At 74.9% G+C, this 25,249-nt stretch carries 12 protein-coding genes; all 12 read left to right on the forward strand.

The features are described from left to right. Positions 1-216: 216 nt before the first annotated feature. Complete coding sequence (locus ACIRSU_RS03260) at positions 217-828, forward strand: NADPH-dependent FMN reductase (RefSeq protein WP_403788656.1); 612 nt, start codon at positions 217-219, stop codon at positions 826-828. Positions 829-997: 169 nt separating this feature from the next. Further along, complete coding sequence (locus ACIRSU_RS03265; RefSeq protein ID WP_403788658.1) at positions 998-1,792, forward strand: thioesterase II family protein; 795 nt, start codon at positions 998-1,000, stop codon at positions 1,790-1,792. Then, positions 1,789-3,495, forward strand: coding sequence for a condensation domain-containing protein (locus ACIRSU_RS03270; protein ID WP_403788660.1), 1,707 nt, complete (start codon positions 1,789-1,791; stop codon positions 3,493-3,495). Before ACIRSU_RS03265 ends, ACIRSU_RS03270 begins: the two co-directional genes overlap by 4 nt. Further along, the gene (locus ACIRSU_RS03275; protein WP_403788662.1) at positions 3,492-5,354 is read left to right on the forward strand and encodes an amino acid adenylation domain-containing protein; all 1,863 of its coding nucleotides are present in this window, start codon (positions 3,492-3,494) and stop codon (positions 5,352-5,354) included. Before ACIRSU_RS03270 ends, ACIRSU_RS03275 begins: the two co-directional genes overlap by 4 nt. Continuing rightward, on the forward strand, positions 5,351-9,892 hold the full coding sequence (locus ACIRSU_RS03280) for a beta-ketoacyl synthase N-terminal-like domain-containing protein (RefSeq protein ID WP_403788664.1): 4,542 nt from the start codon (positions 5,351-5,353) through the stop codon (positions 9,890-9,892). Before ACIRSU_RS03275 ends, ACIRSU_RS03280 begins: the two co-directional genes overlap by 4 nt. 2 nt (positions 9,893-9,894) lie before the next feature. Continuing rightward, entirely contained in the window at positions 9,895-11,154 is a 1,260-nt protein-coding gene (locus ACIRSU_RS03285; RefSeq protein ID WP_403788666.1) for a MupA/Atu3671 family FMN-dependent luciferase-like monooxygenase, read from the forward strand. Continuing rightward, entirely contained in the window at positions 11,151-15,272 is a 4,122-nt protein-coding gene (locus ACIRSU_RS03290; RefSeq protein WP_403788668.1) for an amino acid adenylation domain-containing protein, read from the forward strand. The genes ACIRSU_RS03285 and ACIRSU_RS03290 overlap by 4 nt, the downstream gene beginning before the upstream one ends. Continuing rightward, on the forward strand, positions 15,265-16,509 hold the full coding sequence (locus ACIRSU_RS03295; protein ID WP_403788670.1) for an MFS transporter: 1,245 nt from the start codon (positions 15,265-15,267) through the stop codon (positions 16,507-16,509). The genes ACIRSU_RS03290 and ACIRSU_RS03295 overlap by 8 nt, the downstream gene beginning before the upstream one ends. Next, positions 16,506-19,805, forward strand: a complete 3,300-nt coding sequence (locus ACIRSU_RS03300; protein WP_403788672.1) for a condensation domain-containing protein — start codon at positions 16,506-16,508, stop codon at positions 19,803-19,805. Before ACIRSU_RS03295 ends, ACIRSU_RS03300 begins: the two co-directional genes overlap by 4 nt. Then, positions 19,802-21,091 (forward strand): enoyl-CoA hydratase/isomerase family protein, encoded by a 1,290-nt coding sequence (locus ACIRSU_RS03305; protein WP_403788674.1) that lies wholly within the window; start codon positions 19,802-19,804, stop codon positions 21,089-21,091. Before ACIRSU_RS03300 ends, ACIRSU_RS03305 begins: the two co-directional genes overlap by 4 nt. Next, entirely contained in the window at positions 21,070-22,698 is a 1,629-nt protein-coding gene (locus ACIRSU_RS03310) for an AMP-binding protein (protein ID WP_403788676.1), read from the forward strand. Before ACIRSU_RS03305 ends, ACIRSU_RS03310 begins: the two co-directional genes overlap by 22 nt. Continuing rightward, a complete protein-coding gene (locus ACIRSU_RS03315; protein WP_403788678.1) occupies positions 22,695-25,220 on the forward strand; it encodes an amino acid adenylation domain-containing protein in 2,526 nt (841 codons plus the stop codon). Before ACIRSU_RS03310 ends, ACIRSU_RS03315 begins: the two co-directional genes overlap by 4 nt. Positions 25,221-25,249 lie beyond the last annotated feature (29 nt).

Genomic DNA, 25,249 nt, shown 5'->3' on the forward strand with positions numbered 1-25,249 from the left:
GCCGCCGGCGCACCCCGGCGGGCCCCTTCGCACCCCCTTGTCCAGGCGCATCGAATTCCTCGATATCTCCCATCGGAATCGCCGTCGGCGAACATTTGACCTGCAAGTTTCCGTGGTCAACGCTGAGTTCCGGTCACCGGGGCGACGCACACGACGCGGACGACGAGGGACCGCACAGGCAGGGATTTCGACCGCACACGGCTTCGGGGGCTCCTCATGCGGCAGACAGTGAGAGTGGTGGGCATCGGCGGTTCCCGCCGGCCCGGTTCGCGGGCGGAACGGGCGCTGCGCCTGGTGCTCGACGAGGCGGAGCGGCTGGGCGCGGAGACCCGGCTCGTGCCGGGCGAGGAGCTGGTCCTCCCGCTCCTCGACCCGCGCGCGGACGTGCGACCGGCCGCGGCGGAGCGGCTGCTCGCCGAGGTGGCGGCGGCCGACGGGATCGTGCTCGCCAGCCCGGTCTACCACGGCGCGGTGTCGGGCCTCCTGAAGAACGCCCTGGACCACCTGGAGGGGCTGCGCGACGACGAGCGGCCCTATCTGAGCGGGCGGGCGGTCGGCTCCCTCGCGGTCGGCGAGGGCTGGCAGGGCGCGATGACCACGCTGTCGGCGCTGCGCGACACCGTGCACGCGCTGCGCGGCTGGAACACCCCGCTGGGCGTGGCCGTGAACACCACGGTCACCGACATCACCCCCGACGGCGGCTGCACCGATCCGCACGTCCAGGCCCAACTGACCGCCATGGCCCGGCAGGTGGTCGAGTTCGCGACGGCCCGGCGGGCGCTGGGACAGGAGCTGCGGCCGGCCGAGCCGGTGCTCCAGGCGGGCTGACGGGCCGGGCCCGACCGGCCCCCGGCCGTACGCCGCGGGCCAGGCCGCCCGGCTCCGGCCCCGGAAGCCGCGGTACGAGGCGGCCGCGCGCCCCTTCCCGTACCCGAACCACCCTCGCCCCCACCGTCCTCGCACGCCACTCACGCACGCGCTCCGACAGGGATTCACGTTGACACACGACACCGACAGGGCCACGGACCGCTGGATCCGCGGCTTCCATCCCAAGCCGGCGGCGGAGCACACCCTGGTCTGTTTCCCGCACGCGGGCGGCGCCGCCAGCTACTACCACGCACTCTCGGCGGCGCTCGATCCCGACGTCGAGCTGCTCGTCATCCAGTACCCGGGGCGCGAGAACCGGCTCTTCGACGAGCCGGCGCGGTCGGTGGAGGCGCTGGCGGACGCGGTGGCGCGGGCGCTGACCGCGCGCGAGCTCGACCGTCCGGTGTTCTTCGGGCACAGCATGGGCGCGATCGTCGCCTTCGAGACGGCCCGCCGCCTGGCCCGGACGGCCTCCCGGCCGGCCGCGCTCGTCGCCTCGGCCTGTGCCGCGCCCTCGCACCACGAGGCCCGCGCCGAGCGCCTCGACGGGGCCGGGGAGGAGACGGACACCGAGGTGCTCGCCCGGATCATGGGTCTGGGCGGCACGGATCTGGACGTCGCGGAGCACGAGGAGCTGATCCGGCTCTGCCTGCCCGCGCTGCGCGCCGACTTCGGGGCCCTGGAGCGGTACCGGGTGGCGCCTGACGTGACCGTGCCCTGTCCGATCACCGTGTTCGCCGCCGACGGCGACCCGAACGTGCCGGCGGCGGACGCCGGTCTGTGGGGCCGCCATTCGGCCGCGGGCCCCGCCGACGTGCATCTCTTCGAGGGCGACCACTTCTACTTCCGGGCGCGGCCTAAGCCGTTCCTGGACCTGCTGCACCGCACGGTGCGCTCGGCGCGCAAGGGGGTGGCGTTCGCATGACGGCGAGCGGATTCGTGACGGAGGAGCTGACCCGGCTCTGGTCGGAGCTGCTCGGTGTGGACGAGCCGGCGCCCGGCGTGGAGTTCGCCGCGCTCGGTGGCGGCCCGGAGGCGGCGGAGCGGCTCGCCGCGCTGATCGACGAGGAGCTGGGCCTGACGGTGTCGCCCGCGGAGCTGCTCGGGGCGGGCACGCTCGCGGAGATGGCCGAGGTGGTGGACGCCGCCATGAAGGCGCCGCCGGCCGGGCCCACCGCCTCCGGCACCGGTACGTCGGCCTCGATCCCCGGCCCGGCCGCGGCGCCGTTCCCGGTGGCGGACGCGCTCCGGGCGGTGCCGCGCGACGCGGACGCGCGGCCCGCGCTGTCGTTCGCGCAGCAGCGGCTGTGGTTCATGCAGCAGATCGACCCGGAGACCACGCTCTACAACGTGCCGACGGTGCTGCGGCTGCGCGGCGCGCTCGACCGGGCGGCGCTCGGCCGGGCGCTCGACGCGGTGGTGGCCCGCCACGAGGTGCTGCGCACGACGTACGCGGCGCCGGCCGGCGTACCGCACCAGGTGATCGCCGCGCCCGGGCCCGTACCGCTGCCGTACACGGATGTGTCCGCGGCCGGTGATCCGGAGGCGGAGGCGCGGCGGATCGCCGACGAGGAGGCCCGGCGGGTCTTCGACCTGGCCGCCGCTCCCCCGCTGGCTGCCCGGCTCGTGCGGGTCGCGACGGACGACCACCGGCTGGTGGTGACCTTCCATCATGTCGCCGTCGACGGCGGTTCGGTGGAGGTCTTCTACCGTGAACTGGGGCTGCTCTACGGCTCCCCGGAGGGGCTGCCGGAGGCCGCGCTGCAGTACGCGGACCTCGCCGAGTGGCAGCGGGCGCGGCTCACCGGCGGCACGCTCGACGCCCTGGTCGGCCACTGGCGTACGGTCCTCGGTGAGGATCCGCGGGCCCTGGAGCTGCCGACGGACCGGCCGCGGCCCCGCTCGAAGAGCTTCCGGGGAGCGGTCGCCACCCGGCTGCTGCCCGCCGAACTGGTGGGAGCGGTACGGGCGTTCGGGCGAGCCGAGCGGGCGACGGCCAACATGACGTACATGGCGGCGCTGTACGCGCTGCTCGCGGGCTGGTCCGGGACCGAGGACGTGACGGTGGGCATTCCGGCCGCCGGGCGCACCCGGCCGGAGCTCCAGGAGCTGGTCGGCTGTCTGATCAACATGGTGCCGGTGCGGACCGGGCTCGCCGGGGAGCCCGGCTTCCGGGCCCTGGTCGGCCGGGTGCGCACGGCGGTCCTGGACGCCGCCGCGCACCAGGAGCTGCCCTTCGACAAGCTGGTCGAGGCGCTGGTCGCCCGGCGCGGCCGGGACTTCATGCCGGTGTTCCGGGTGATGTTCAGCTATCTGGGCGAGCGGCGCGCGCCGGTCTTCGCCGGACTCGACGGGTGCGCCCTGGACCTGACGGGACCTCAGGACACCGCGAAGTACGACCTCAGTCTGTACGTGGAGGAGCGCGGCGGCGACGCCGTGGAGCTGACCCTCGAGTACGACACCGACCTGTACGGGCCGGACACGCCGGCCGCGCTGCTCGCCGCGTACGAGCGGGCCCTGACGGAGGCCGTCGCCTCCCCGGACACCCCGGTCGGCCGGCTGCCGGCCGTCCTGTCCTTCACCGCCGCGCACCGAGGCGCCACGCACCGAGAGGAAGCACGACCTTGACCGTTGACGGACGGGACTCCGCTCCGGGGACCCTGCACACCTGGTTCGAGCGGCAGGCGCGGCTGCGCGGCGACGCCGTCGCCGTGTCGGGCCCGGACGGCCGGCTGACCTACCGGGAGCTCGAGCGGGACGCCAACCGGCTCGCCCACCACCTGCGGTCCCTGGGCGTCGGCCCGGAGGTGCCGGTGGCGGTGCGCCTGGAGCGGACCACGACGCTGATCACGGCGCTGCTCGCGGTGGTGAAGGCGGGCGGGGCGTATGTGCCGGTGGACCCGGCGAGCCCGGCCGAGCGGCAGGAGTTCATGCTCGCCGACGCGGGCGCGACGGTCCTCGTCACCGACCGGGCCGACGGCATCCGCGGCACCGCGCACACGGTGCTCACCGGCCCCGGCGGCACCGATCTGTCCGGCTGCCCGGAGGAGGCCCCGGCGGACGGCGGCGGCGCGGTCGCCGCGAACCTCGCGTACGTGATCTACACCAGCGGTTCGACCGGCACCCCGAAGGGCGTCATGGTCGAGCACCGTCAGGTGACGGCGCTGCTCACCGGCGTCCGGGAGCGCTTCGGCTTCGGCCCGGACGACGTGTGGTCGATGTTCTCGTCGGCCGCGTTCGACGTGTCGGTGTGGGAGATGTGGGGCGCGCTGCTGCACGGCGGGCGTCTGGTGGTCGTCCCCGACGACGTCCGCCGTTCGCCGCAGGACTTCCACGGGCTGCTGCACCGCGAGGGCGTCACGGTCCTCAACCAGACACCGGCCGCCTTCCGGCAGCTCGTCCGGTACGAGGAGGAGCTGGCCGAGCGCGGCGGCACGCCCGCCGGACTGGCGCTGCGGGTCGTGGTGTTCGCCGGTGAGGCGCTGCCGCCGGAGATGCTGCGGCCGTGGTTCGCGCGGCACGGCGCGGACCGTCCGGAGCTGGTGAACATGTACGGCATCACCGAGACGACGGTGCACTCCACGTACCGCCGGATGACCGCGGCCGACCTGGCCGGTTCGGCCAGCGTGATCGGCGGGGCGATCGAGGGCTGGTCGATGCGGGTGGTCGGGGCCGACGGACGGCCGGCCGCTCCCGGCACGGCCGGTGAGCTGTACGTGGGCGGCGCGGGCGTGGCCCGCGGCTATCTGGGCCGTCCGGCGCTGACCGCCGAGCGGTTCCTGCCGGACCCGGACGCGGCCGTGCCGGGCGCCCGCCGCTACCGCTCGGGCGACAGCGCGCGGGAGCTGCCGGCGGGCGGCGACCACGAGTACCTGGGGCGGCTCGACCACCAGGTGAAGATCCGCGGCTACCGGATCGAGCTGGGCGAGATCGAGAACGCGCTCACCGCTCACCCGGAGGTCCGCGACACCGTGGTGGTCGTGGACGAGGACGCGGCCGGCGACCCGCGTCTGGTGGCCTACTGGGTCCCGGCGGGCTCCGCTGACCCGGCCGGTCCTTCGGAGCTGCGCGAGCACCTGGCGCGGACGCTGCCCGAGTACATGGTGCCGAACGTGTTCGTGACCCTGGACCGGCTGCCGCTGACCATCAACGGCAAGGTGGACCGGCGGGCGCTGCCGGCGCCGGAGGCCGTACGGCCGGACCTCGACGCGGACTTCGCGGCGCCGGTCACGCCCGTGGAGAAGACCCTGGCGGACATCTGGGCCGGGCTGCTCTCCGTCGACCGGGTGGGTCTCGACGACGACTTCTTCGAACTGGGCGGGCACTCGATGCTCGCCACCCAGGCCGTGGCCGTGGCCAAGGAGCGGCTCGGGGTTCCCGTGACGCTGCGGATGTTCTTCGACCTGCCGACCGTACGCGAACTCGCGGGTGAGCTCGAGGAGTTGCTCGCCGCCCGCAACGACGACACCAACGAGGGGAACGCATGACCGCGCAGACGCACGGAACGGAGCTGCCGGAGCAGTCCGTCGCCATCATCGGGATGAGCGGGCGCTTCCCGGGGGCCCCCGACGTCGAGGCGCTGTGGCGGCTGGTCGTGGCCGGCGCCGAGGGCGCCACGCACTACACCGACGAGGAGCTGACCGCGGCCGGCGTGCCCGAGACGCTGCTCGCGGACCCGGCGCTCGTCAAGTCCGGCTTCCCGCTGGAGGGTTACGACCGGTTCGACGCGGCCTTCTTCGGGATCACCCGCTCCGAGGCGGAGCTGATGGACCCGCAGCACCGGCTGCTCCTGGAGACCGCGTGGCAGGCCCTGGAGCGGGCCGGCTATCCGGCGGGCTCCTGCGACGCCCGTACCGGTGTGTTCGCGGGCGTCTCGGGCAGCGGCTATCTGCGCGAGCGGATCCCGCAGGGCGGCGCCGACGGCCGGGTCTCGGACGAGATCCAGGTCGCCGTCGGCAACGACCCGGGCATGCTGAGCCTGCGCGTCTCGTACAAGCTGGGCCTGACCGGGCCGAGCTTCACCGTGCAGAGCGCCTGCTCGTCGTCGCTGGTCGGCGTGCACCTGGCGGTGCAGTCGCTGCTGTCCCAGGAGTGCGACATGGCGCTCGCGGGCGGTGTCGCGGTGCGGGAGTTCGAGCCGCGCGGCTACCGCTACGAGGAGGGCGCGATCCTCGCCGAGGACGGGCACTGCCGCCCGTTCGACGCCGGGGCGACCGGCACCGTCTCCGGTGACGGCGTGGCCGTGGTCGTGCTGAAGCGGCTCGAGGACGCGCTCGCGGACGGCGACCACGTGCACGCGGTGATCCGCGGCTCGGCGGTCAACAACGACGGCGCCGCCAAGATCGGCTTCACCGCGCCGTCGGCGCGCGGGCAGGCCGAGGTCGTCTCCGAGGCCCTGGCGGTGGCCGGGGTCGAGCCGGGCACGATCCAGTACATCGAGGCGCACGGCACGGCCACGCCGCTCGGCGACCCGATCGAGGTGCAGGCGCTCACCGAGGTGTTCGGCGACGGACTGCCCGCCGGATCCGTGCACCTGGGCTCGGTGAAGTCGAACATCGGCCACCTGGACGCCGCGGCCGGTGTGACCGGTCTGATCAAGGCGGCCCTCGCCCTGGAGCACCGGCACATCCCGCCGACCGCCCACTTCACCGCGCCGAACCCGCGACTCGCCCTCGACAAGGGTCCGTTCCGGGTGGACGCCGAGGGCCTGCCGTGGCCCGCGACCGAGGAGCCGCCGCGCGCGGGTGTGAGCGCCTTCGGCATCGGCGGCACCAACGCGCACGTCGTCCTGGAGGCCGCGCCCGCCGTCGAGGCCGGGGACACCGACGCCAGCCGTCAGGTGCTGCCGCTGTCGGCGCGCACCCCGGAGGACCTCCGGGCCGCCGCCGAGCGGCTCGCCGACGCCCTGGAGGCCGAGCCCGGTGCGGGTCTCGCGGACGTCGCGTACACCCTCCAGCTGGGCCGCGCCGCGCTCCCCCACCGCCGCGCCGTCGTCGCCGCCGACCGCGCCGAGGCCGCCGCCGCGCTGCGCCGGACCGTGCCCGCGACCGAGCCGGTCGCCGAGGACGCCGAGGCGCCCGCCACGGTCTTCCTGTTCCCCGGGCAGGGCGCCCAGTACGCGGGCATGGGCGCGGAGCTCTACCGCACCGAGCCGGTGTTCCGCGAGGCGTTCGACGCCTGCGCCGACATCCTGGCGCCGCTGACCGGCGCGGACCTGCGCGAGCTCGTGTTCGCGACCGATGACGAGGGTGCGGGCGAGCGGCTGCGGCAGACCCGCTGGACCCAGCCGGCCGTCTTCTGCGTGGACTACGCGGTCGCGCGGCTCCTGATGTCGTGGGGCGTGCGCCCGGACGCGATGACCGGGCACAGCCTGGGCGAGCTGGTCGCGGCCTGCCTGGCCGGCGTGTTCAGCCTGGCGGACGCGCTGAAGGTGGTGGCGCGGCGCGCCGAGCTGATGCAGGAGCTCGCGCCCGGCCGGATGCTGTCCGTGCTGCTCGACGAGCAGGCCGTCGCCGAGGCCGTCGAGGGCACCGGCGCCGTGGTCGCCGCCGTCAACGCGCCCGGATCGTGCGTGGTCGCCGGCACCCCCGAGGAGGTCGCCGCGGCCCGCCGCGTCCTGGAGGACCGGGGCGTGTCCGTGAAGGAGCTGGAGACCTCCCACGCCTTCCACACCCGCCTGGTCGAGCCGGCGCTGCCCGGGCTCGCCGAGGTGCTGCGCTCGGTGACCCTGCACAAGCCGTCGATCCCGTTCCTGTCCAATGTGACCGGCGGCTGGATCACCGACGAGCAGGCCACCGACCCGGAGTACTGGGTGGCGCACACCCGGCAGCCGGTGCGCTTCGCCGACGGCATCTCCACGCTGGCCCGCCGCGGCCCGGCCGTCCTCGTCGAGGCCGGTCCCGGCAGCCAGCTCAGCGGACTGGTCCGCAGCCACGAGGAGCCGCAGCCGGTGGTGACGCTGCTGCGCCGCCCGCGCGGCGAGGCCGCCGCCCCGGCCGAGGACCGCGCGCTGCGCGAGGGCCTCGGCGAGCTGTGGCGGCACGGCGTGGCCGTCGACTGGACGGCGCTGCACGAGGGCCGCACCCGGCGCCGGGTGCCGCTGCCCGCCTACCCGTTCCAGGGGCCGAGCCATCTGCTGCCGAAGCCGGAGGCGAGCGGCGCGGTCGGCGTCCGCAAGGACGCGGCGCGCTGGACGTACGCCCCGGTGTGGCACCCCGCGCCGCTCCCCCGGGGAGACGACGAGACTCCGCTGACCTGGCTGGTGCTCGCCGACGGGCGCGGACTCGCCGACGAGGTCGCGGCCGGGCTGCGCGGCGCCGGCCACACGGTCGTCACCGTGCGCAAGGGCGCCGGCTACGCCCGTACCGCCGAGCACGAGTTCACCGCCGCCCCGGCGGCCGCGGGCGATCTGCCGCAGGTCGTACGGGAGCTGCGCGGCGAGGGCGTCGCGCCCGACCGGGTGCTGCACGCCTGGTCGGTCACGGACGACGCCGACCCCACGGACGCGGCCGGGCGTTACGCGGAGGCCCTGGACAGCGGCTTCCACACCCTGGTGGCTCTCGCGCAGGCCCTCGGCGGGTCCGGCGAGGACCGGCCGGTGCGGTTCGACGTCGTCACCGACGACCTCCAGGACGCCTACGGCACGGCCGTGCTGCGGCCGGAGCGGGCCACCGTGTACGGCGCGGTGACGGTGCTGCCGCAGGAGTACACCTGGCTGACCTGCCGGGCCGTGGACGTGAGCCTCGCCGGAGGACCGGCCGCCGTCGCCGGCCGGCTCGTCGCCGAACTGGCGGGCCCGGGCGGCGAGTCGCTCGTGGCGTACCGGGGCGGGCGACGGCTGCTGCGCGCGTTCGCGCCGGTCGAGCTGGCCCCCGTACCGGCGGAGCGGGCCTGGCCCGAGGGCGCCGGGTTCGTGGTGACGGGGCTGCCCGGCGAGGCCGGTCTGAGCTTCGCCGAGCACCTGGCGGAGTCCGGGGCGCGGCTGCTCCTCGTCGGTGAGGCCGAGGAGCCGTCCGGTGAGCGTCTCGCGGCGCTGCTCGCGGGCGACGGCGTCACGTACCGCGCCGCGGACCTCGCGGACCCGGTGCAGGCCCGCGAAGTCCTCGCCGGCGCGCGGGAGCTGTTCGGCGCGGGCGGGCTGCGCGGTGTGCTGCACTTCCCGGAGGCGCGGGGCTCCGGCCTCGTCGCGCTGAAGGGCCGGGAGGACTTCGACGCGGTCCTCGCCGCGCGGGTGCGCTCCACGCTGCTGCTCGACGAACTGCTCGCGGACGAGCCGGAGGTCTTCCTGCTCGCGGGCTCGTCGACGACGGGTGTCATCGGTGGCTTCGGCCAGTCGGAGAACACCGCCGCCGCCGCGTTCACCGACGCCTGCGCGCAGGCCGCGGCGGGCGCCGGGCGCACGGTCGTGGCGTTCGACGTGGCCCAGTGGGCGTGGGACGACTGGTTCGAGCAGCAGATGGCGGGCCTGCCGGAGGTGCGGGCCGTGTACGAGCGGCTGCGTCACGAGCAGGGCGTGCCGGTGGCCGAGGGCCTGGGGCTGGCCCGGGCGGCGCTGGCCGGCGGACTGCCGCAGGTCGTGGTGTCACGGGCGGACTTCCAGGACGTCCTGGCCGACCAGGCCGGTCTGACGGCGTCCTCGTTCACCGACTCGCTGGGCGGTGGCCGGCAGGCCGCGGACGACGGCTGGGACCCGGCGACGGTGTGGCCGGACGACGAACTGGCCCAGTCGGTGGCCCGGGTGTGGCGGGACATGCTCGGCGCCTCGCCGATCGGCCCGGACGACGACTTCTACGAGCTGGGCGGCAACTCGCTGTTCGCCATCCAGATCGTGAGCCGGCTGCGCGCGCTGCACGGCGACTTCCCGATGAGCGCCGTCTTCGAGGCGCCGACCGTGGACGGTCTCGCGGCGGCGATCCGGTCGCACCAGGCGGAGGCGATCGGCCTGGACGAGTTCGAGGCGCTGCTGCGCGAGATCGAGGGCCTGTCGGCGGACGAGGCCGAGGCGAAGCTGAAGGGTGACGCGTGACCATGGCGGATCAGACGAACGAGTCGGAGACCGCGCGGCGGCTCCAGGAGCGCCTTGCCTCGCTTTCGCCGAGCCAGCGCGCCGTACTGGAGAAGCAGCTGCGGGAGCGCAGGCAGAAGGCGCCCGAGGAGCTGGGCGGCGGGGAGAGGGAGCGGACGGCGAAGGCCGCCGCGCCGCGCCGGGAGCGGCGCGCGGACAGCCGGATGGACTTCAGCCTGTTCTTCTTCTCCGGTGACGGCACGGCGGCCGGCCCGGGCAAGTACCAGCTGCTGCTCGACAGCGCGCGGTTCGCCGACCGCAACGGCTTCAGCGGCATCTCCGTACCGGAGCGGCACTTCGTCGACTTCGGCGGCCTGTACCCGAACCCGTCGGTACTCGCGGCGGCCCTCGCCATGGTGACCGAGCGGATCCAGCTCCGCGCGGGCAGCACGGTGCTGCCGCTGCACCACCCGGTGCGGTCGGCCGAGGAGTGGGCGGTCGTGGACAACCTGTCGGGCGGACGCGCCGCGATCTCGGCGGCCTCCGGCTGGCACCCGGACGACTTCGTCCTGGCGCCCGGCGACGGGCAGGCCCGCTATCCGCACCGCAAGGAGGAGATGTTCGAGGCGATCGCCACGATCCGCCGGCTGTGGGCGGGCGAGAGCGTCGAGGTGGCGCGCGCCGACGGTTCGCTGCAGAGCGTGCGTTCGCTGCCCCGGCCGATCCAGCCGGAGCTGCCGGTGTGGGTGTCCGCGCAGGGCAGCCCGGAGACGTTCGTCAGGGCCGGCGAGATCGGCGCGAACCTGCTGACGGGCCTCGTGGCGCAGCGTCCCGCGGACCTGAAGGAGAAGACGGCCGCGTACCGCGAGGCCCGCGCCAAGGCCGGGTTCGACCCGGACACCGGCATCGTCACCGCCATGGTGCACACCTTCCTGTGGCAGGACGAGGACGAGGCGCGGGAGCTGGTCCGCGGCCCGCTGACGGGCTATCTGAAGACGTTCCTGGCGCAGCAGGACAGCTTCGGCAGCGAGTTCTCCAAGCTGGGCGAGGAGGGGCAGGAGGCCATGCTGAACGCCACCTTCGAGCGCTACTTCGACTCCCTGGCGCTGCTCGGCACGCCCGACAAGTGCGAGTCGCTGATCGAGGACCTGGTGGACATCGGGGTGAATGAGGTGGCCTGCCTCGTCGACTTCGGCCTGGAGCCGGACGTGGTCCTCAAGGGCCTGGAACACCTCACCGAACTGAAGGACCGCTACCGGTCCGCGGAAGGGCAGCAGTCGTGACCGACTTCGCAGACCGGCTCGCCGGACTCACCCCGGCCCAGCGCGCCCTGCTGGACCGCAAGATGCGCGAGCGGGCCTCGCAGGCCGCGGCCGTGCCGGCCCTCGGCCCCGTCACGCGGCGCACCACCACGGACCCGGTGCCGCTCACGGTGGACCAGGAGCGCATCTGGCTCATCCACCAGTTCGACCCCGAGGACCCCGTCTACACCGTGCACTTCACGTCCCGGCTGCTCGGCGAGCTCGACGTGGCCGCGCTGCAGCGGGCGGTGGACTCCTTCGTGGAGCGGCACGAGGCCATGCGCACCACCTTCGCGCAGGACGGCGACAAGCCGGTGCAGGTGGTGCACCCGACCATGGACGTGCCGATCCGGCACGTGGACCTGCGGTCCGTGGCGGCGGAGAAGCGCGAGTCGGAGATGGAGCGGCTCGCCACGGCCGAGCTGCGCGCGCCCTTCGACATCGTCGCCGGCCCGCTGCTGCGGGTGACGCTGATCAAACTGGCCGAGGAGGAGCACGTGCTCGTCGGCGCGGTGGACCACCTGGTCTGGGACCGCGGCTCGATGGGCATCTTCAACGCCGAGATCGCCGAGTTCTACTCCGCGTACGCCACCGGCCGCGAGCCGAAGCTGCCGGAGATCGAGGTCCACTACCCGGACTACGCGCTGTGGCAGCCGGAGTGGCTGCGCGAGGAGGTCGCGCGCCGGCACGTGCCGTACTGGAAGAAGCAGCTCGCCGGCGCCGACGCGGTGCTCGAACTGCCCACGGACCGGCCCCGTCCGCCGGTGATGACGTCGAACGGCGCCCGCCACCAGTTCCCGTTCACCCCGGAGCTGACCAGCGCGGTGAAGGAGCTGGCGAAGCGGGAGGGCGTGTCGGTCTTCGTCCTCCTCCTCGCCGCCTGGGAGGTGCTGCTGCACCGGCTGTCCGGGCAGGACGACATCCTCGTCGGCACCACCTCGTCGACCCGCGGCCGGCCCGAGATCGAGCCGATGGTGGGCTACTTCCTCACGGTCCTGCCGCTGCGCTCCACGCTGCGGCCCGGGATGACCGTGCGGGAGCTGCTCGCGGCGACCCGCACCACGATGATGGGCGCCTTCGACCACAACGACATCCCGTTCGGCACGCTCCTCGACGAGCTGGCCCTGGACCGGGACCCGAGCCGGACGCCGCTGTACCAGTCGTCGTTCATCCTCGTGGACTTCCACTACGAGGAGCAGGCGCCGATGGCGGGCCTGCGGGTCGAGGAGCTGACCCTCGACAACGAGACGGCGAAGGACGACGTGATGCTGGGCGTGTTCGACGACCCGGGCATCGCCGAGGACCACTTCCACTGCCTCTTCGAGTACAACACCGACCTGTTCGACGACAGCACGATGGCGCGCTTCGCCCGCCAGTACACGCGGCTCGTCGAGCAGATCGTCGCCGACCCGGGCACGGCCGTGGCGGACCTCTCCCTCGTCGGCCCCGAGGACGCCCACCGGATGCTCGTGGAGTGGAACCGGACCGAGGCCGAGCGGGAGCCCGGCACGGCTCTCGACGACCTGGTACGGCGTCAGGCCGCGGCCACCCCGGACGCGGTGGCCGTCTCCTCGGGCGACGAGTCGCTCACGTACGCGGAACTGGTGGAGCGGGCCGGGCGGCTCGCCTCCTACCTGCGCGGCCGCGGCGTCGGCGAGGAGACCGTGGTCGGGGTGTGCCTCGACCGGTCGGTGGACCTGCTCACCGGACTGCTCGGCGTGCTGATGGCCGGCGGCGCCTATCTGCCGCTGGACGCCGGCTACCCGGCCGCCCGCCTCGCCGACATGACCGGCGACGCCGGCGCCGCTCTGGTGCTGACCCGCTCCGCTCACCTGGACGTCCTCGCGGACTGCCCGGGCGAGCGGGTCTGCCTCGACACCGACGCGGCGGCCGTCGCCGCCGCCTCGCCGGAGCCGCTGACGCACGCGACGGCCGAGGACCGGCTCGCGTACGTCATCTACACCTCCGGCTCCACGGGCCGCCCCAAGGGCGTCGAGGTCACCCACCGCAACCTGGTCAACCTGCTCCTGTCGATGGCCGGCGAGGTCGGGCTGCGGCCCGGTGACACGCTCGCCGCCGTCACCCCGGTGACCTTCGACATCGCCGGCCTCGAGCTGTACGCGCCGCTGATCAGCGGAGCCCGTACGCACATCGTGCGCAAGGAGGAGGCCGTCGACGGGCGCAGGCTCGCCGAGGTGCTCGCCGAGACCGGCGCGACCGTCCTCCAGGCGACCCCGGCGACCTGGCACCTGCTGGTCGAGGCCGGCTGGGAGAACGACGGCTCGCTGCGCGCCCTGGTGGGCGGCGAGGCGCTGCCGCCGTCGCTCGCCGAGAAGCTGGTCCGCGAGCCGGGCCGCACCTGGAACGTGTACGGACCGACCGAGACCACCATCTGGTCCACCGCGCACCGCCTCGACAGCGGCACCGAGCAGATCTCCATCGGCCGCCCGCTCGCCAACACCCAGGTGTACGTGCTCGACGAGCGGCTCGCCCCGGTGCCGGTGGGCATGCCGGGCGACCTGTACCTGGGCGGCACCGGCGTGGCCCGCGGCTACCGCGGCCGGCCGGCGCTCACGGCGGAGCGGTTCGTGCCCGACCCGTTCTCCGGCCGCCCGGGCGCACGGCTGTACGCCACCGGCGACAAGGCCCGGCTGCGCGAGGACGGCACGCTGGTCTTCCTGGGCCGCGACGACGGCCAGGTGAAGCTGCGCGGCTTCCGCATCGAGCTGGGCGAGATCGAGGCCCGCCTCGAACAGCACCCGGGCGTGCGGCGCGCGGTGGCCCTGGTCCGTGAGGACCGGCCCGGCGACAAGCGGCTCGTCGGCTATGTGGAGGCCGACGGCGAGGCCGAGGGCGCGGCGGCGCCGTCCCAGGAGGAGCTGCGCGAGCTGCTGCGCGGCTTCCTGCCGGACTACATGGTCCCGTCGGTGATCGTCCGCCTGGACTCCTTCCCGCTGAACACCAGCGGCAAGATCGACCGCCGGGCGCTGCCCGCGCCGGTGATCGAGCGCACGGCCGGCAGCTACGTCCCGCCGCGCGACGCCCTGGAGCTGGAGGTCGCGCACATCTGGGAGGAGGTCCTCGGCGTCTCGCCGGTCGGACTGCACGACGGGTTCTTCGAACTCGGCGGGCACTCGCTGCTCGTGCTGCGGCTGATGGCGGAGATCGAGCGCCGCTACGACCGGCGGCTGCCGATGGCGGCGATCTTCCGCGGCGCGACCGTGGAGCGCTTCGCGCGGATGCTGCGCGAGGGGTACGCGGACGAGGACAGCGTCCATCTCATCGAGCTCGGCGCCGGGTCGGGCAGCTCGGCGGCCCCCGTCTTCTTCGCGCACCCCGCGGGCAGCGAGGTCGTCTGCTACATGCCGTTCACGGGCCTCGTCGAGGGCGGCCGGCCGGTGTACGCGCTCGCCTCGCCGCCTCCGGTGGACGGGCGGCTGCCGTTCGAGAGCTTCGGCGAGCGGGCCGCGGCCTACGCGGAGCTGATCCGCGAGACGCAGCCCGAGGGTCCGTACACCGTGGCGGGCTGGTGCTACGGCGGCTCCAACGCCTACGCGGTCGCCGCCGAGCTGGAGAAGACCGGTGCGGAGGTGTCCGTGATCATGATGGACGCGCACGCCCCGGCGGTCGTCCCGGAGGGCGACGAGCCGGACCGGGCCGACATCGTGGAGGCCGTCGCCGCCAACCTCCAGTGGGACTACGGCGACCGGCTGAAGCCGGTCGAGGAGCTGCGCGGGATGACCCCCGACGAGCACCTCGACTATCTGCTCGGGCTGGCCCGGGCCTCGGACTACCTGCCGCCGGACGCCGGCCGCGAGCAGATCGCGGACGTGCTCGACCTGTGGGTGGCCAACCTGCGCCTCCTGTGGAACTTCCGCCCCGACGCCGTCAAGGGCCGGGTCACGCTGATCCGCGCGGCGGAGGAGGAGCACGACCCGTCCGACTCCTGGCGGGAGCTGACGGGCCGGGACATCGACGTCCGCACGGTGGCCGGCAACCACTACACGATGATGCGCCACCCGTACGTCGAGGGGCTCGCGGACGTCCTCAACGAGGTGCTGCGCGGCGAGTCGGAAACGGACGGTGGCACGGATGCTTGAGCTGCTCAGGGACCGCACGTACATCCGCTACTGGCTGGCGGTCGTGGCGTCCTTCCTCGGTGACGCCATCACCAAGATCACCCTGATCTACGTGGTGGCCACCGGGACGTCGAACCCGGTCCTGTACGTCTCCCTCGTCGTCATCGCCCAGCTGCTGCCGTCCGGTGTGCTCGGCGCCTTCGTCGGCCCTCTGGCCGACCGGGTGCCGGCCCGGGTCCTGATGGTCGGCTCGGACCTGGTCCGGGCCGTCCTGGCGCTGCTGATGATCGTCGTACGGGACTCGCCGCTGCCGCTGCTGGCGCTGATCCTGCTGAGCGGCATCGGCAAGGCGTTCTTCGAGACCGCGCGGATCAGCGCGGTCCCGCTGATCGTGCGCGGCCACAGCATCCCCACGGCCGTGGCGCTCTTCCAGTCGACCAACCACACCCTGAACCTGGTCGGCCCCGCCATGGGCGGTGTGCTGCTCGCCCTCGGCAGCGTTCCGGCGGTCTTCGTCATCGACGCGGCGACCTTCGTGGTCTCGGCGCTGCTGCTCGGCAGCATGGCCGTGCTGAAGGAGGTGCCGGTGCCGGCCGCGGCGGGCGTCAGGCGCGAGTCGTACTGGCAGTCGCTGCGCGTCGGGCTCGGCGGGGTGATGGCCGTGCCGTCACTGCGCTTCCTCGCCGTCGTGCTCGTGCCGGTGATGCTGGCGCTGGGCCTGTTCACCACCAACCTCAACACCCAGCTGCTCTCCGGCTTCCGGCTCGGCGCGTTCGACTACGGCCTCGCGCAGGCGGCGTTCGGCGCCGGCTCGGTCGTCGGAGCGCTCGTCGGGCCGCCGCTGGTGCGCCGGGCCGGCGACCGGAAGCTGCTGATCTGGTCGATCGCGCTGTTCGCCGTGTCGCTGCTGCTGCTCGCCCCCACGGGGCGGCTGCGCGACGCGCTGGGCGTGTCGGTCGTGCTGGTCTGGTGTCTGGTCGCCGGGCTCGGCTCGGGCCTCTTCCAGGTGCCCGTGGCCAACACCCTGCTCAGCGACCTGCCCGAGGAGCTGCGCGGCCGGGGCGTCGGCCTGCTCAACGCGCTCATGGTCAACTTCATGATCATCGGCGTGGTGCTCGGCGGCGTCGTCGCCGACCTGGCCGGCATCTCCCGGTCGATCGTCCTCACCGGCGCCGTGCTGCTGCCCGTCGCCCTGCTCCTCGCCGTCTCCCCGCTCGGCCGGGCCCGCACGGCCGCCGGATCGGAGGTCGTCTCGTGACCGCCCCCACGGAGGAGCTGCGCCTCCCCCTCACCCGCGCCCAGAGCCGGCTCTGGACCCTGGCGCAGCTGCGCCCGGACGACCCCTTCTTCAGCGTGCCCTTCGCCGTCGACGTCGAAGGCCCGCTGGACGAGGACGCGCTGGGCCGCGCCCTCGCCGAACTGGTGCGCCGCCACCCCGCGTTGCGCGTCCGGATCGTGCGGGGCGCGGACGGCGAGCCCGTACAGTCGGTCCTCGACGCCGCGTCCGGGGCCCCGGCCCTGCCGGCCGCCGAGCCCGTCGACGAGGCCGAAGCCGCCCGGCTCGCCGAGGAGTTCGCGGCGGAGCCCTTCGACGTCGACGGCGGTCCGCTGCTCCGGTTGCGGCTGCTCCGGCTCACCGGCTCCGGCGCCGCCGCGCACCGGCTGCTCGTGGGCGTCCACCACATCGTCTTCGACGGCGCCTCGCTCACCCTGTTCGTCACCGAACTGACCGAGCTGTACGGGGCGTTCGCCGAGGGCCGGCCGGTGCCGCTGCCGGAGCCCGCCGTGGCGTACGGGGACTTCCTCGCCGCCCGCACCGAGCGCGACGAGCAGGACCGCGCCGAGAACCTCCGCTACTGGACCGCCCGCCTCGCCGGGGCGCCCCAGGTCACGGAGCTGCCGGTACGGGCCCCGCGCGGCCCGGCCGCCGGGCACGGCGGGGACCGGCGCACCGCGCACATACCGGCCGACGTGGTGGAACCGCTGCGCGCACTGGCGCGCAAGAAGCGGTGCACGCTGTACATGGTGCTCAAGGCCGCCGTGGACGTCGTGCTCTCCGCGTACGGCACCACCGACGTCCTCACCGGCATGGCCGTGTCGGGCCGCGACACCGTCGAGTCCGCCGGCGTCGTCGGCTACCTGACCCGCCCGGTCGTCCTGCGGGCGGACCTCTCCGACGACCCGGAGTTCACCGGCCTCCTCGGCCGGGTCCGCGGCGACCTGCTCGACGCCCTCGACCACCCCGACCTTCCCGTCGACGAGGTCATCGACGCCCTGGACGTCCCCCGCGACCCCAGCCACCACCCGCTCTACCAGGTCATGTACACCCACCAGCCGGCCGCACCCGCGCACCGGGCGGGCGGCGCGGTCTTCCGCGCGGGCGAGCTGCGGCTCCCCACGACCAAGGCCGACCTGGCGATCGACACCCTGGAGACGCCCGACGGCGGCCTGCACGCGCTGGCCGACTACCGCGCCGACCTCTTCGACGCCGCCACCGCCGAGCTGCTCCTCGCCCGGCTGCGGACCGTCCTCGAACGCGTCGGCACGGACCCGGCCCAGCGGGTCTCGTCCCTGCTCCGCCCCGACGAGGCCCAGCGTCACCTCCTCCTGTCGGAGTGGAACCCGGCGGCCGGGGCCTCCCTGCCGGAGGAGTGCGTCCACACCCTCTTCGCCGCCCAGGCGGCGCGCACCCCGGACGCGGTCGCCGTGGCCGCCGGGCCGCGCACCTGGACCTACCGCGAACTGGACTCCGTGTCCGACGACCTGGCCACGCGCCTGCGCGACCTGGGCGTCGGCCCGGAGACCCGCGTCGGCGTCTGCGCCCCACCCTCCTTCACCCTCGTCGCCGCCGAACTCGCCGTCTGGAAGGCGGGCGGCGCCTGCGTCCCCCTGGCCTCGGACCTCCCCGCCTTCCTGATGCGCCTCGCGGTGGCCGACGCGGAACTGGAGGTGGTCCTGGCGGACCCCGTGGCGATGCCGTTCTTCGACCACACGCAGGTGCGGGTGGTCGAGGTGGACGTCGACAACCCCGGCCCCGCGCACAGCGCGCCGGCCACCGCGGTCGTCACGGCCGCCCGGCCCCGGAACGCCGCCGTCGTGCTGCGCACCTCCGGCGCCACCGGGGAGCCGCTGCCCGTGGTCCTCGAACACCGGCAGCTGGCCTCCCGGCTGCGGTGGGCGGCGCGCGAACTGCCCGCCGAGGCGCTCGACGCCGTCGTACCCGTGGGCGCGCCGGACGCGGCCGGCGCGGTGTTCGAGCTGTTCGCGCCGCTGGTGCGGGGCGGCCGGGTGGTCGTGCCCGTCGGGGACGCGGCCGGCACGGTCTACGCGGCGCCGTCGGTGCTGGCCTCGCCCACCGGGGCCGGGGTCGCCACCCCGTACGTCCTCGCGGCGGGCGAGCCGCTGGTCCCCGGGCGGATCCGGGCTGCCGGCGCGCACCAGCTGTACGCGGCGGCCGAGACGGGCGGGCCCGCGCTGGCCGGGCCCGTGGTGACCGACGCGGAAAGGCCGCCGGCACCGGCAGGCCCTGCGGCGCCCGAGGCAGACCGGACGGCGGCGCCGACAACCCCTGCGGCGCCCGACGCGATCGCCCCGCTCGCGCTCGGCGTCCCCGCCGACGCCACCGTGTACGTCCTCGACCGCACCGGTCACCTCGTCCCGCCCGGTGTCGTCGGCGAGTTGCACGTCGGCGGCGCCGCCGTCGCGCGCGGTTATCTCGGGCAGCCGGGGCTGACCGCCGAGCGGTTCCGGCCCGACCCGTACGGCAGCGAGCCGGGCGGGCGGCTGTTCGCCACGGGCGACCTGGCGCGGTGGACGCCCGACGGGCGCCTCGAGTTCGCGGGGCGGGCCGTCGACCGGGCCGTCGTCTCCGGCGTCCGGGTGGCGGCGGTGGACGTCCAGGCGGCGCTGCTCACGCACCCGGGCGTGGCCCGGGCCGAGGTGGTCGCGGGCGACGCGGCCGCCGGCGGCGGACCGGTCCTCGTCGCCGCCGTCACCGCACGGCCCGGCGCCGGGCTCACCGCCGACGCCCTGCGCGCGCACCTCGGCGGGATCCTGCCCGGCTACCTCCTCCCGCACCGCCTCGAGGTGCTGGACCGGCTGCCGCTGCTGCCCGGCGGCCGCGCCGACCGGACCGCGCTGCTCAAGGCGGTCGCCGAGGCGGCCGAGCGGCGGGCGGCGCGGGCCGCGGCCGAGGCGGCGGAGCGGCCGGTGAGCGAGGTGGAGCGGCTGGTGGCGGACGCCTGGGAGCAGGTGCTCGGGCGGGCCGTCGGCGCGGAGAGCGGGTTCTTCGACGTGGGCGGGAACTCGCTGCTCCTGGTCCGGCTGCGGGACCGGCTGCGGACGGCGCTCGGCCGCGAGGTCGACGTGATCGACCTGTTCCGGCACTCCACGATCCGGGCGATGGCCGCCTACTTCGGCGAGGGCGACGACAACAGGGCCGGGACCGGGGCCGGTTCGGACCGCGGCCAGGCCCGGCAGCAGGCGCTGAAGGCCCGCGCCGGGCGCGCCCGGGCCCGTACGACACGCACGACACGTATTCAAGGGGGATCATGATGACGGCGACGCCGGCACCCGGGCTCACCGGGGACTTCGAAGCCGACTCCACGACGCTGACCCGCTTCCTGGCCGACCTGGCGGAGCGGTCGGCCGGCGAGCCGGTGCACGGGCCGCTGCGCACGGCGGCGCGTCTCGCGCGCCGGCGGTTCATGGAGCGGCACGCGGACCGGCTGTACGAGGAGCTGACCGACGGGCGGCGGGCGTACCACCGGCTCGACGACCTGGCGACGGCGGCGGCGCAGCTGGTGCCCGGGCTGGTTCCGACGAAGGCGGAGCTGGAGGCGGAGCGGCGGCGTTCGCAGCGCGAGAAGCTGGGCCTGGAGATCGATCACGGGATCCTGTTCCACGGTCTGCTGGCGTCGGAGCTGTCGGGGCGGCACCTGCTCGACGCGATGCGCCGGCCGACCGAGCGGGCGCTGGCGGCCCTCAGCGGCTTCCGGGCCACGGGCCGCGCCGACTTCGGCGTGGTCACGGTGGAGCGGCGCGGTGACGTCGGCGAGGTGACCGTGACCAACACGGCCTTCCTCAACGCCGAGGACGACCTGCTGGTCGCGGCCCTGGAGGCGGCCGTGGACCTGGTGCTGCTCGACGACTCGGTGCGGGTCGGCGTGCTGCGCGGCGCGCCGATGACGCACCCGCGCTACGCCGGCCGCCGGGTGTTCAGCGCCGGCATCAACCTCACGCGCCTGTACGAGGGCCGGATCTCGCTGATCGACTTCTTCCTGACGCGGGAGCTCGGCTACATCCACAAGATCCTGCGCGGTCTGAGCGTGCCGGACGACGGCCGCGACTGGTGGCCGGAGCCGGTGGAGAAGCCGTGGGTGGCCGCCGTGGACACGTTCGCGATCGGCGGCGGCGCGCAGATCCTGCTGGTCTTCGACCGGGTGGTCGCCACCGAGGAGGCGTATCTGACGCTGCCCGCGCTGCGCGAGGGCATCATCCCGGGCGTCGCCAACCTGCGACTGCCGCGGGTCGGCGGCAACCGGCTCGCCCGCCAGATGATCATCGCGGACCGGCGGATCGAGGCGGCCTCCCCCGAGGGCCTGCTGCTGTGCGACGACGTCGTGCCCGGCGAGCGGATGGACGAGGCGATCGCGGCGGCGGCCGCGACGCTCGCCGCCCCGGCCGTGATCAACAACCGCCGGGTGATGCACGCCCACGAGGAGTCCGAGGACGAACTGCGCCGCTACATGGCGGCCTACGCCATCGAGCAGTGCCGGCGCCTCCACAGCCCCGACCTGGTCGAGAACCTGGAGCGCACATGGATATCGAGGAACCGATGACCACCACCGAACCCACCACCCTCGACCCGGGCGACCCAGCGCAGCAGCTCACCTTCTACCAGCGGTTCGAGAACTCGGCGCTGCGGCTGCCCGACCGGCCGGCCCTGGAGATCGGCGCCGAGGTCCTCACGTACGCCGAACTGCGCGCGCTGGCCCTGACGCTGGCCGAGCGGATCGTACGCAAGCACGGCGGCGTGCCGCGCCGGGTGGCGCTCGTCGCCTCGCGGTCCGTCGCCGCGTACGCCGGTTATCTGGCGATCCAGCGGCTCGGCGCGGGCGTGCTGCCGCTCAACCCGGACCACCCGCAGCAGCGCAACCTGGACGTGGCCCAGCGGGCCGGCGTCGAGGCCGCGCTGGTCGACTCCCGTTCGGCGGGGCTCTTCCAGGCGCTGCCCGAGCGGTACCGGCCGACGGTCCTGGAGCTCGACGACGCCGAGCGGGCCGCGACGGCGCCGCTCGGTGACGGCCTGCCGCCGGTGCCGGACGATCTGGACGCCGAGGCGTACATCCTGTTCACCTCGGGCTCGACCGGCCAGCCGAAGGGCGTGCCGATCCTGCAGCGGCACTTCTCGCCGTTCCTCAACCACAACATCCCGCGCTTCGGGATCCAGCCGGGCTCCCGGCTCTCCGGGGTCTTCGGGCTGACCTTCGACGCGCACGCCTTCGACCTGTTCGCCACCTGGGGCGGCGGCGGCACGCTGGTCGTGCCGACGGCCGCGGAGCTGTACCGGCCGGTCGAGTTCATCGTGGAGCGCGAGCTCACCCACTGGTTCTCGGTGCCGTCGGTGATCCGCGAGGCGCAGCGGCTCGGCAACATGCCGCTGGGCCGCGCGGTCACCCTGCGGCACAGCATCTTCGGCGCCGAGCCGGTCACCCGGCAGCATGTCGAGCTGTGGCGCGAGGTGGCACCGCACACCGAGATCCACAACGTGTACGGGCCCACCGAGCTGGCCCTGTGCTGCACCAACCACCTGCTCACCGGCCCGAGTTCGGACTGGCCGGAGTACGCGGGCGGCACGGTGCCGATCGGTGTGATCTACCCGCACATGGAGGGCGTGCTCCTCGACGAGGACGGACTCCCCGCCGATCAGGGCGAGTTGTGCGTGCGCGGACCGCAGCGCTTCGACGGCTACCTGGACCCGCGGGAGAACGCGGGCCGCTTCCTCTCGTACGAGGAGGGCGAGGGCCCCGCCGTCGTCTACGACGGCTCCGGGCCGCTCACCGACCGCCACTGGTACCGCACCGGTGACCGGATCCGCCGCGAGGACGGCGTGCTGATCCACTGCGGCCGGCTCGACCAGCAGGTGAAGCTGCGCGGCCACCGGGTGGAGATCGGCGAGGTGGAGGCGGTGCTGCGGCGCCACCCGTACGTGGTGGACGTGGCCGTGGTCGCGGTGACCGCCGAGGACGGCGAGACCGAGCTGGCCGCCGCCTACGCCGGGCGCGAGGTGGAGCCGGCGGCGTTCGACGCCTGGCTGCGTGACCAGATGCCGCTGCACATGGTGCCGGCGCGGATCCGGCTGCTCGACGGGCTGCCGCTGAACGACAACGGAAAGACGGACCGCATCGCACTGGCGCGGATCCTCGGGACCCGGGAGGGGTCATGACGCAGGTGCTGGACGAGACGGGCGGAGCCGCCGACACGGCTTTCTGGCGGGCCGCGCTCGACGGCCTGGAGCCGCTGGACCTGCCGCTCGACCGGCCGCGACCCGCGGCGCCCGAAACGGGCCCGCCGATGGCCGGGCACCCGGTCGCCGTCCCGGCCAAGACCGTGGACGCGCTGCGCAAGGCCGCGGCCGAGCTCGGCGTCGGGCTGCCGGACGCGCTGCTGGCCGCGTACGGCACGGTGCTCGGCCGGTGGGCCCGGAAGCGGGACGTGGCGGTCGGGCTGCCGGTCGACGGAAACCTGGTCGTGGTCCGTCCCGGCCCCGGGGGCGAGACCTTCGCCGAGTCGGCCGCGCGCGTCGCCGCCGCCGTCCGGGAGGCCCGGGCGCACGCCGGGACGCCGTTCACGGAGCTCGCGGCGGCGCTCGGCGCCGGCCCGGAGCACACGAGCGGCCACCACCCGCTGGTGCAGGCGGTGTTCGGCGAGGCCCACGGCGGTTACGTGGCCCCGGCCGGCCTCTTCCCGCCCGACCTGGCGCTCTCCTGGGCCGAGGACACCGACGGCGCCGAGTCGGGTCTCTCGCTCCACCTCCACTACCGGACCGCGGTCCTCGACCACGCGACGGCCGAGCGGTTCGCGGGCAGTCTGCTGACCCTGCTCGCCGCCGTCGGCGACCGGCCGCGCGCCGCCCTCGCCGAGCTGGACATCGTCCCGGCGGAGGAGCTCGAGACCCTGCGCGCCTGGGGCCGCAACCGCGCGGCCTATCCGAAGGGCGGCACCGTCGCGGGCCTGTTCTCCGTGCAGGCGGCCCGGACCCCGGACGCGGTCGCCGTCGTCTTCGGCGCGGAGGAGGTCACGTACCGGGAGCTCGACGCCAGGGCCGGGCGCCTCGCCCGGCATCTGCGGGGCCTCGGCGTGGACCGGGACGTGCCGGTCGCCGTCTGCCTTGAGCGCGGTACGGAGCTGGTCGTGGCACTGCTCGCCGTGCTGAAGGCGGGCGGGGCGTACGTGCCGCTCGACCCCGAACACCCGGTGGAGCGCCTGGCGTTCGTGCTCGCGGACACGGCGGCGCCGGTGGTCGTCACCCAGGAGTCGCTGCGCGGCCGCCTGGCCGGCGAGGGCCGGGTCCTGGTCGCGGTGGACACGGACCGGGCGGCGATCGACGGGCAGGAGCCCGGCGGGGCCCCGCTCACCGGCGCGGGCCCGGACGATCTCGCGTACGTCCTCTACACCTCGGGCTCCACCGGCACCCCCAAGGGCGTGGCCGTCACGGTCGGTTCGCTGGTCAACCTGCTGTACGGCATGCGGGACACCTTCCCGGCGCCGCAGAGCGAGCGGGTGCTCTTCACCACCTCCGCCACCTTCGACATCGCGGGCGTCGAGGTGTTCCTGCCGCTGATCACCGGCGGCCGGATCATCGGCGCCACCCGCGAGCAGGTGCACACCCCCCGTGCACTCGCCGAGCTGATCGACGGGCACGCGGTGACGCTGGCCCAGGCCACCCCGTCCGCCTGGCGGCCGCTGCTCGACGCCCTCGGCGACACCCGGCGCGAGCTGACGGTGTTCACCGCCGGTGAGGCGCTGCCCGCCGAGCTGGCGGCACGGATGCTGCGCGCGGGCCGCCGGGTGGTCAACGGGTACGGTCCGACGGAGACCACCGTGTACGCCACGCTCGCCGAGATCACCGAGGCGGCGGGACCGGTCCCGATCGGCCGGCCGTCCCCGAACACCGAGCTCTCGGTCGTCGACGAGCACGGCCGGCCCGTCCCGGCCGGTGTGCCGGGCGAACTCCTCGTCGGCGGCGCCGGCGTGGCCCGCGGCTACCTCGGCCGCCCGGACCTGACGGCGGAGCGCTTCGCCGACGGCGTCTACCGCACCGGTGACCTGGTGCGCTGGCTGCCCGACGGCAGCCTCGACTTCCTCGGCCGGCTCGACCACCAGGTGAAGGTCCGCGGCTTCCGCATCGAACTCGGCGAGATCGAGGCGGCGTTGCTGGCGCACGAGGACGTCACCGCGGCCGTGGTGACGGTGCGGGACGACGCCGTGCCGGGCGAGCGGGCGCTCGTCGCGTACTGTGTGCCGGCCGCCGGGCGGGCGCCCGGTGTGACGGCGCTGCGCGAGTGGTGCGGGCGCACCCTGCCCGGCTACATGGTGCCCGCCGTGTTCGTCTTCCTCGACGCGCTGCCGCTGACCGGCAGCGGCAAGACCGACCGCACGGCGCTGCCCGCCCCGGACGGCGACCGGTCGGCCCTGGAGGCGGAGTTCGTGGCGCCGCGCAACGCGGCCGAGCGCGCGGTGGCCCGGGCCTGGGCCGAGGCGCTGTGGGCGGACGAGGTCGGCGCGCACGACGACTTCTTCGAGCTCGGCGGCGACTCTCTGGTCGCCACCCGGGTCGCCCTGAAGCTCCAGGAGGAGTTCGGCCTGGAGATCCCGGTGCGGGTGCTCTTCACCCGCACGACCGTGGAGTCCCTCGCGCAGGCCGTGATGGCCGTGCGCCGCGGCGGCGACTGGCCGGCCGCCTGAGCCCGCCCGCCCTCCCCTGCCTTCCTTCC

Origin of the sequence: Streptomyces sp. NPDC101160, from assembly GCF_044768205.1 — a bacterium.
Taxonomy (GTDB): Bacteria; Actinomycetota; Actinomycetes; order Streptomycetales; family Streptomycetaceae; genus Streptomyces.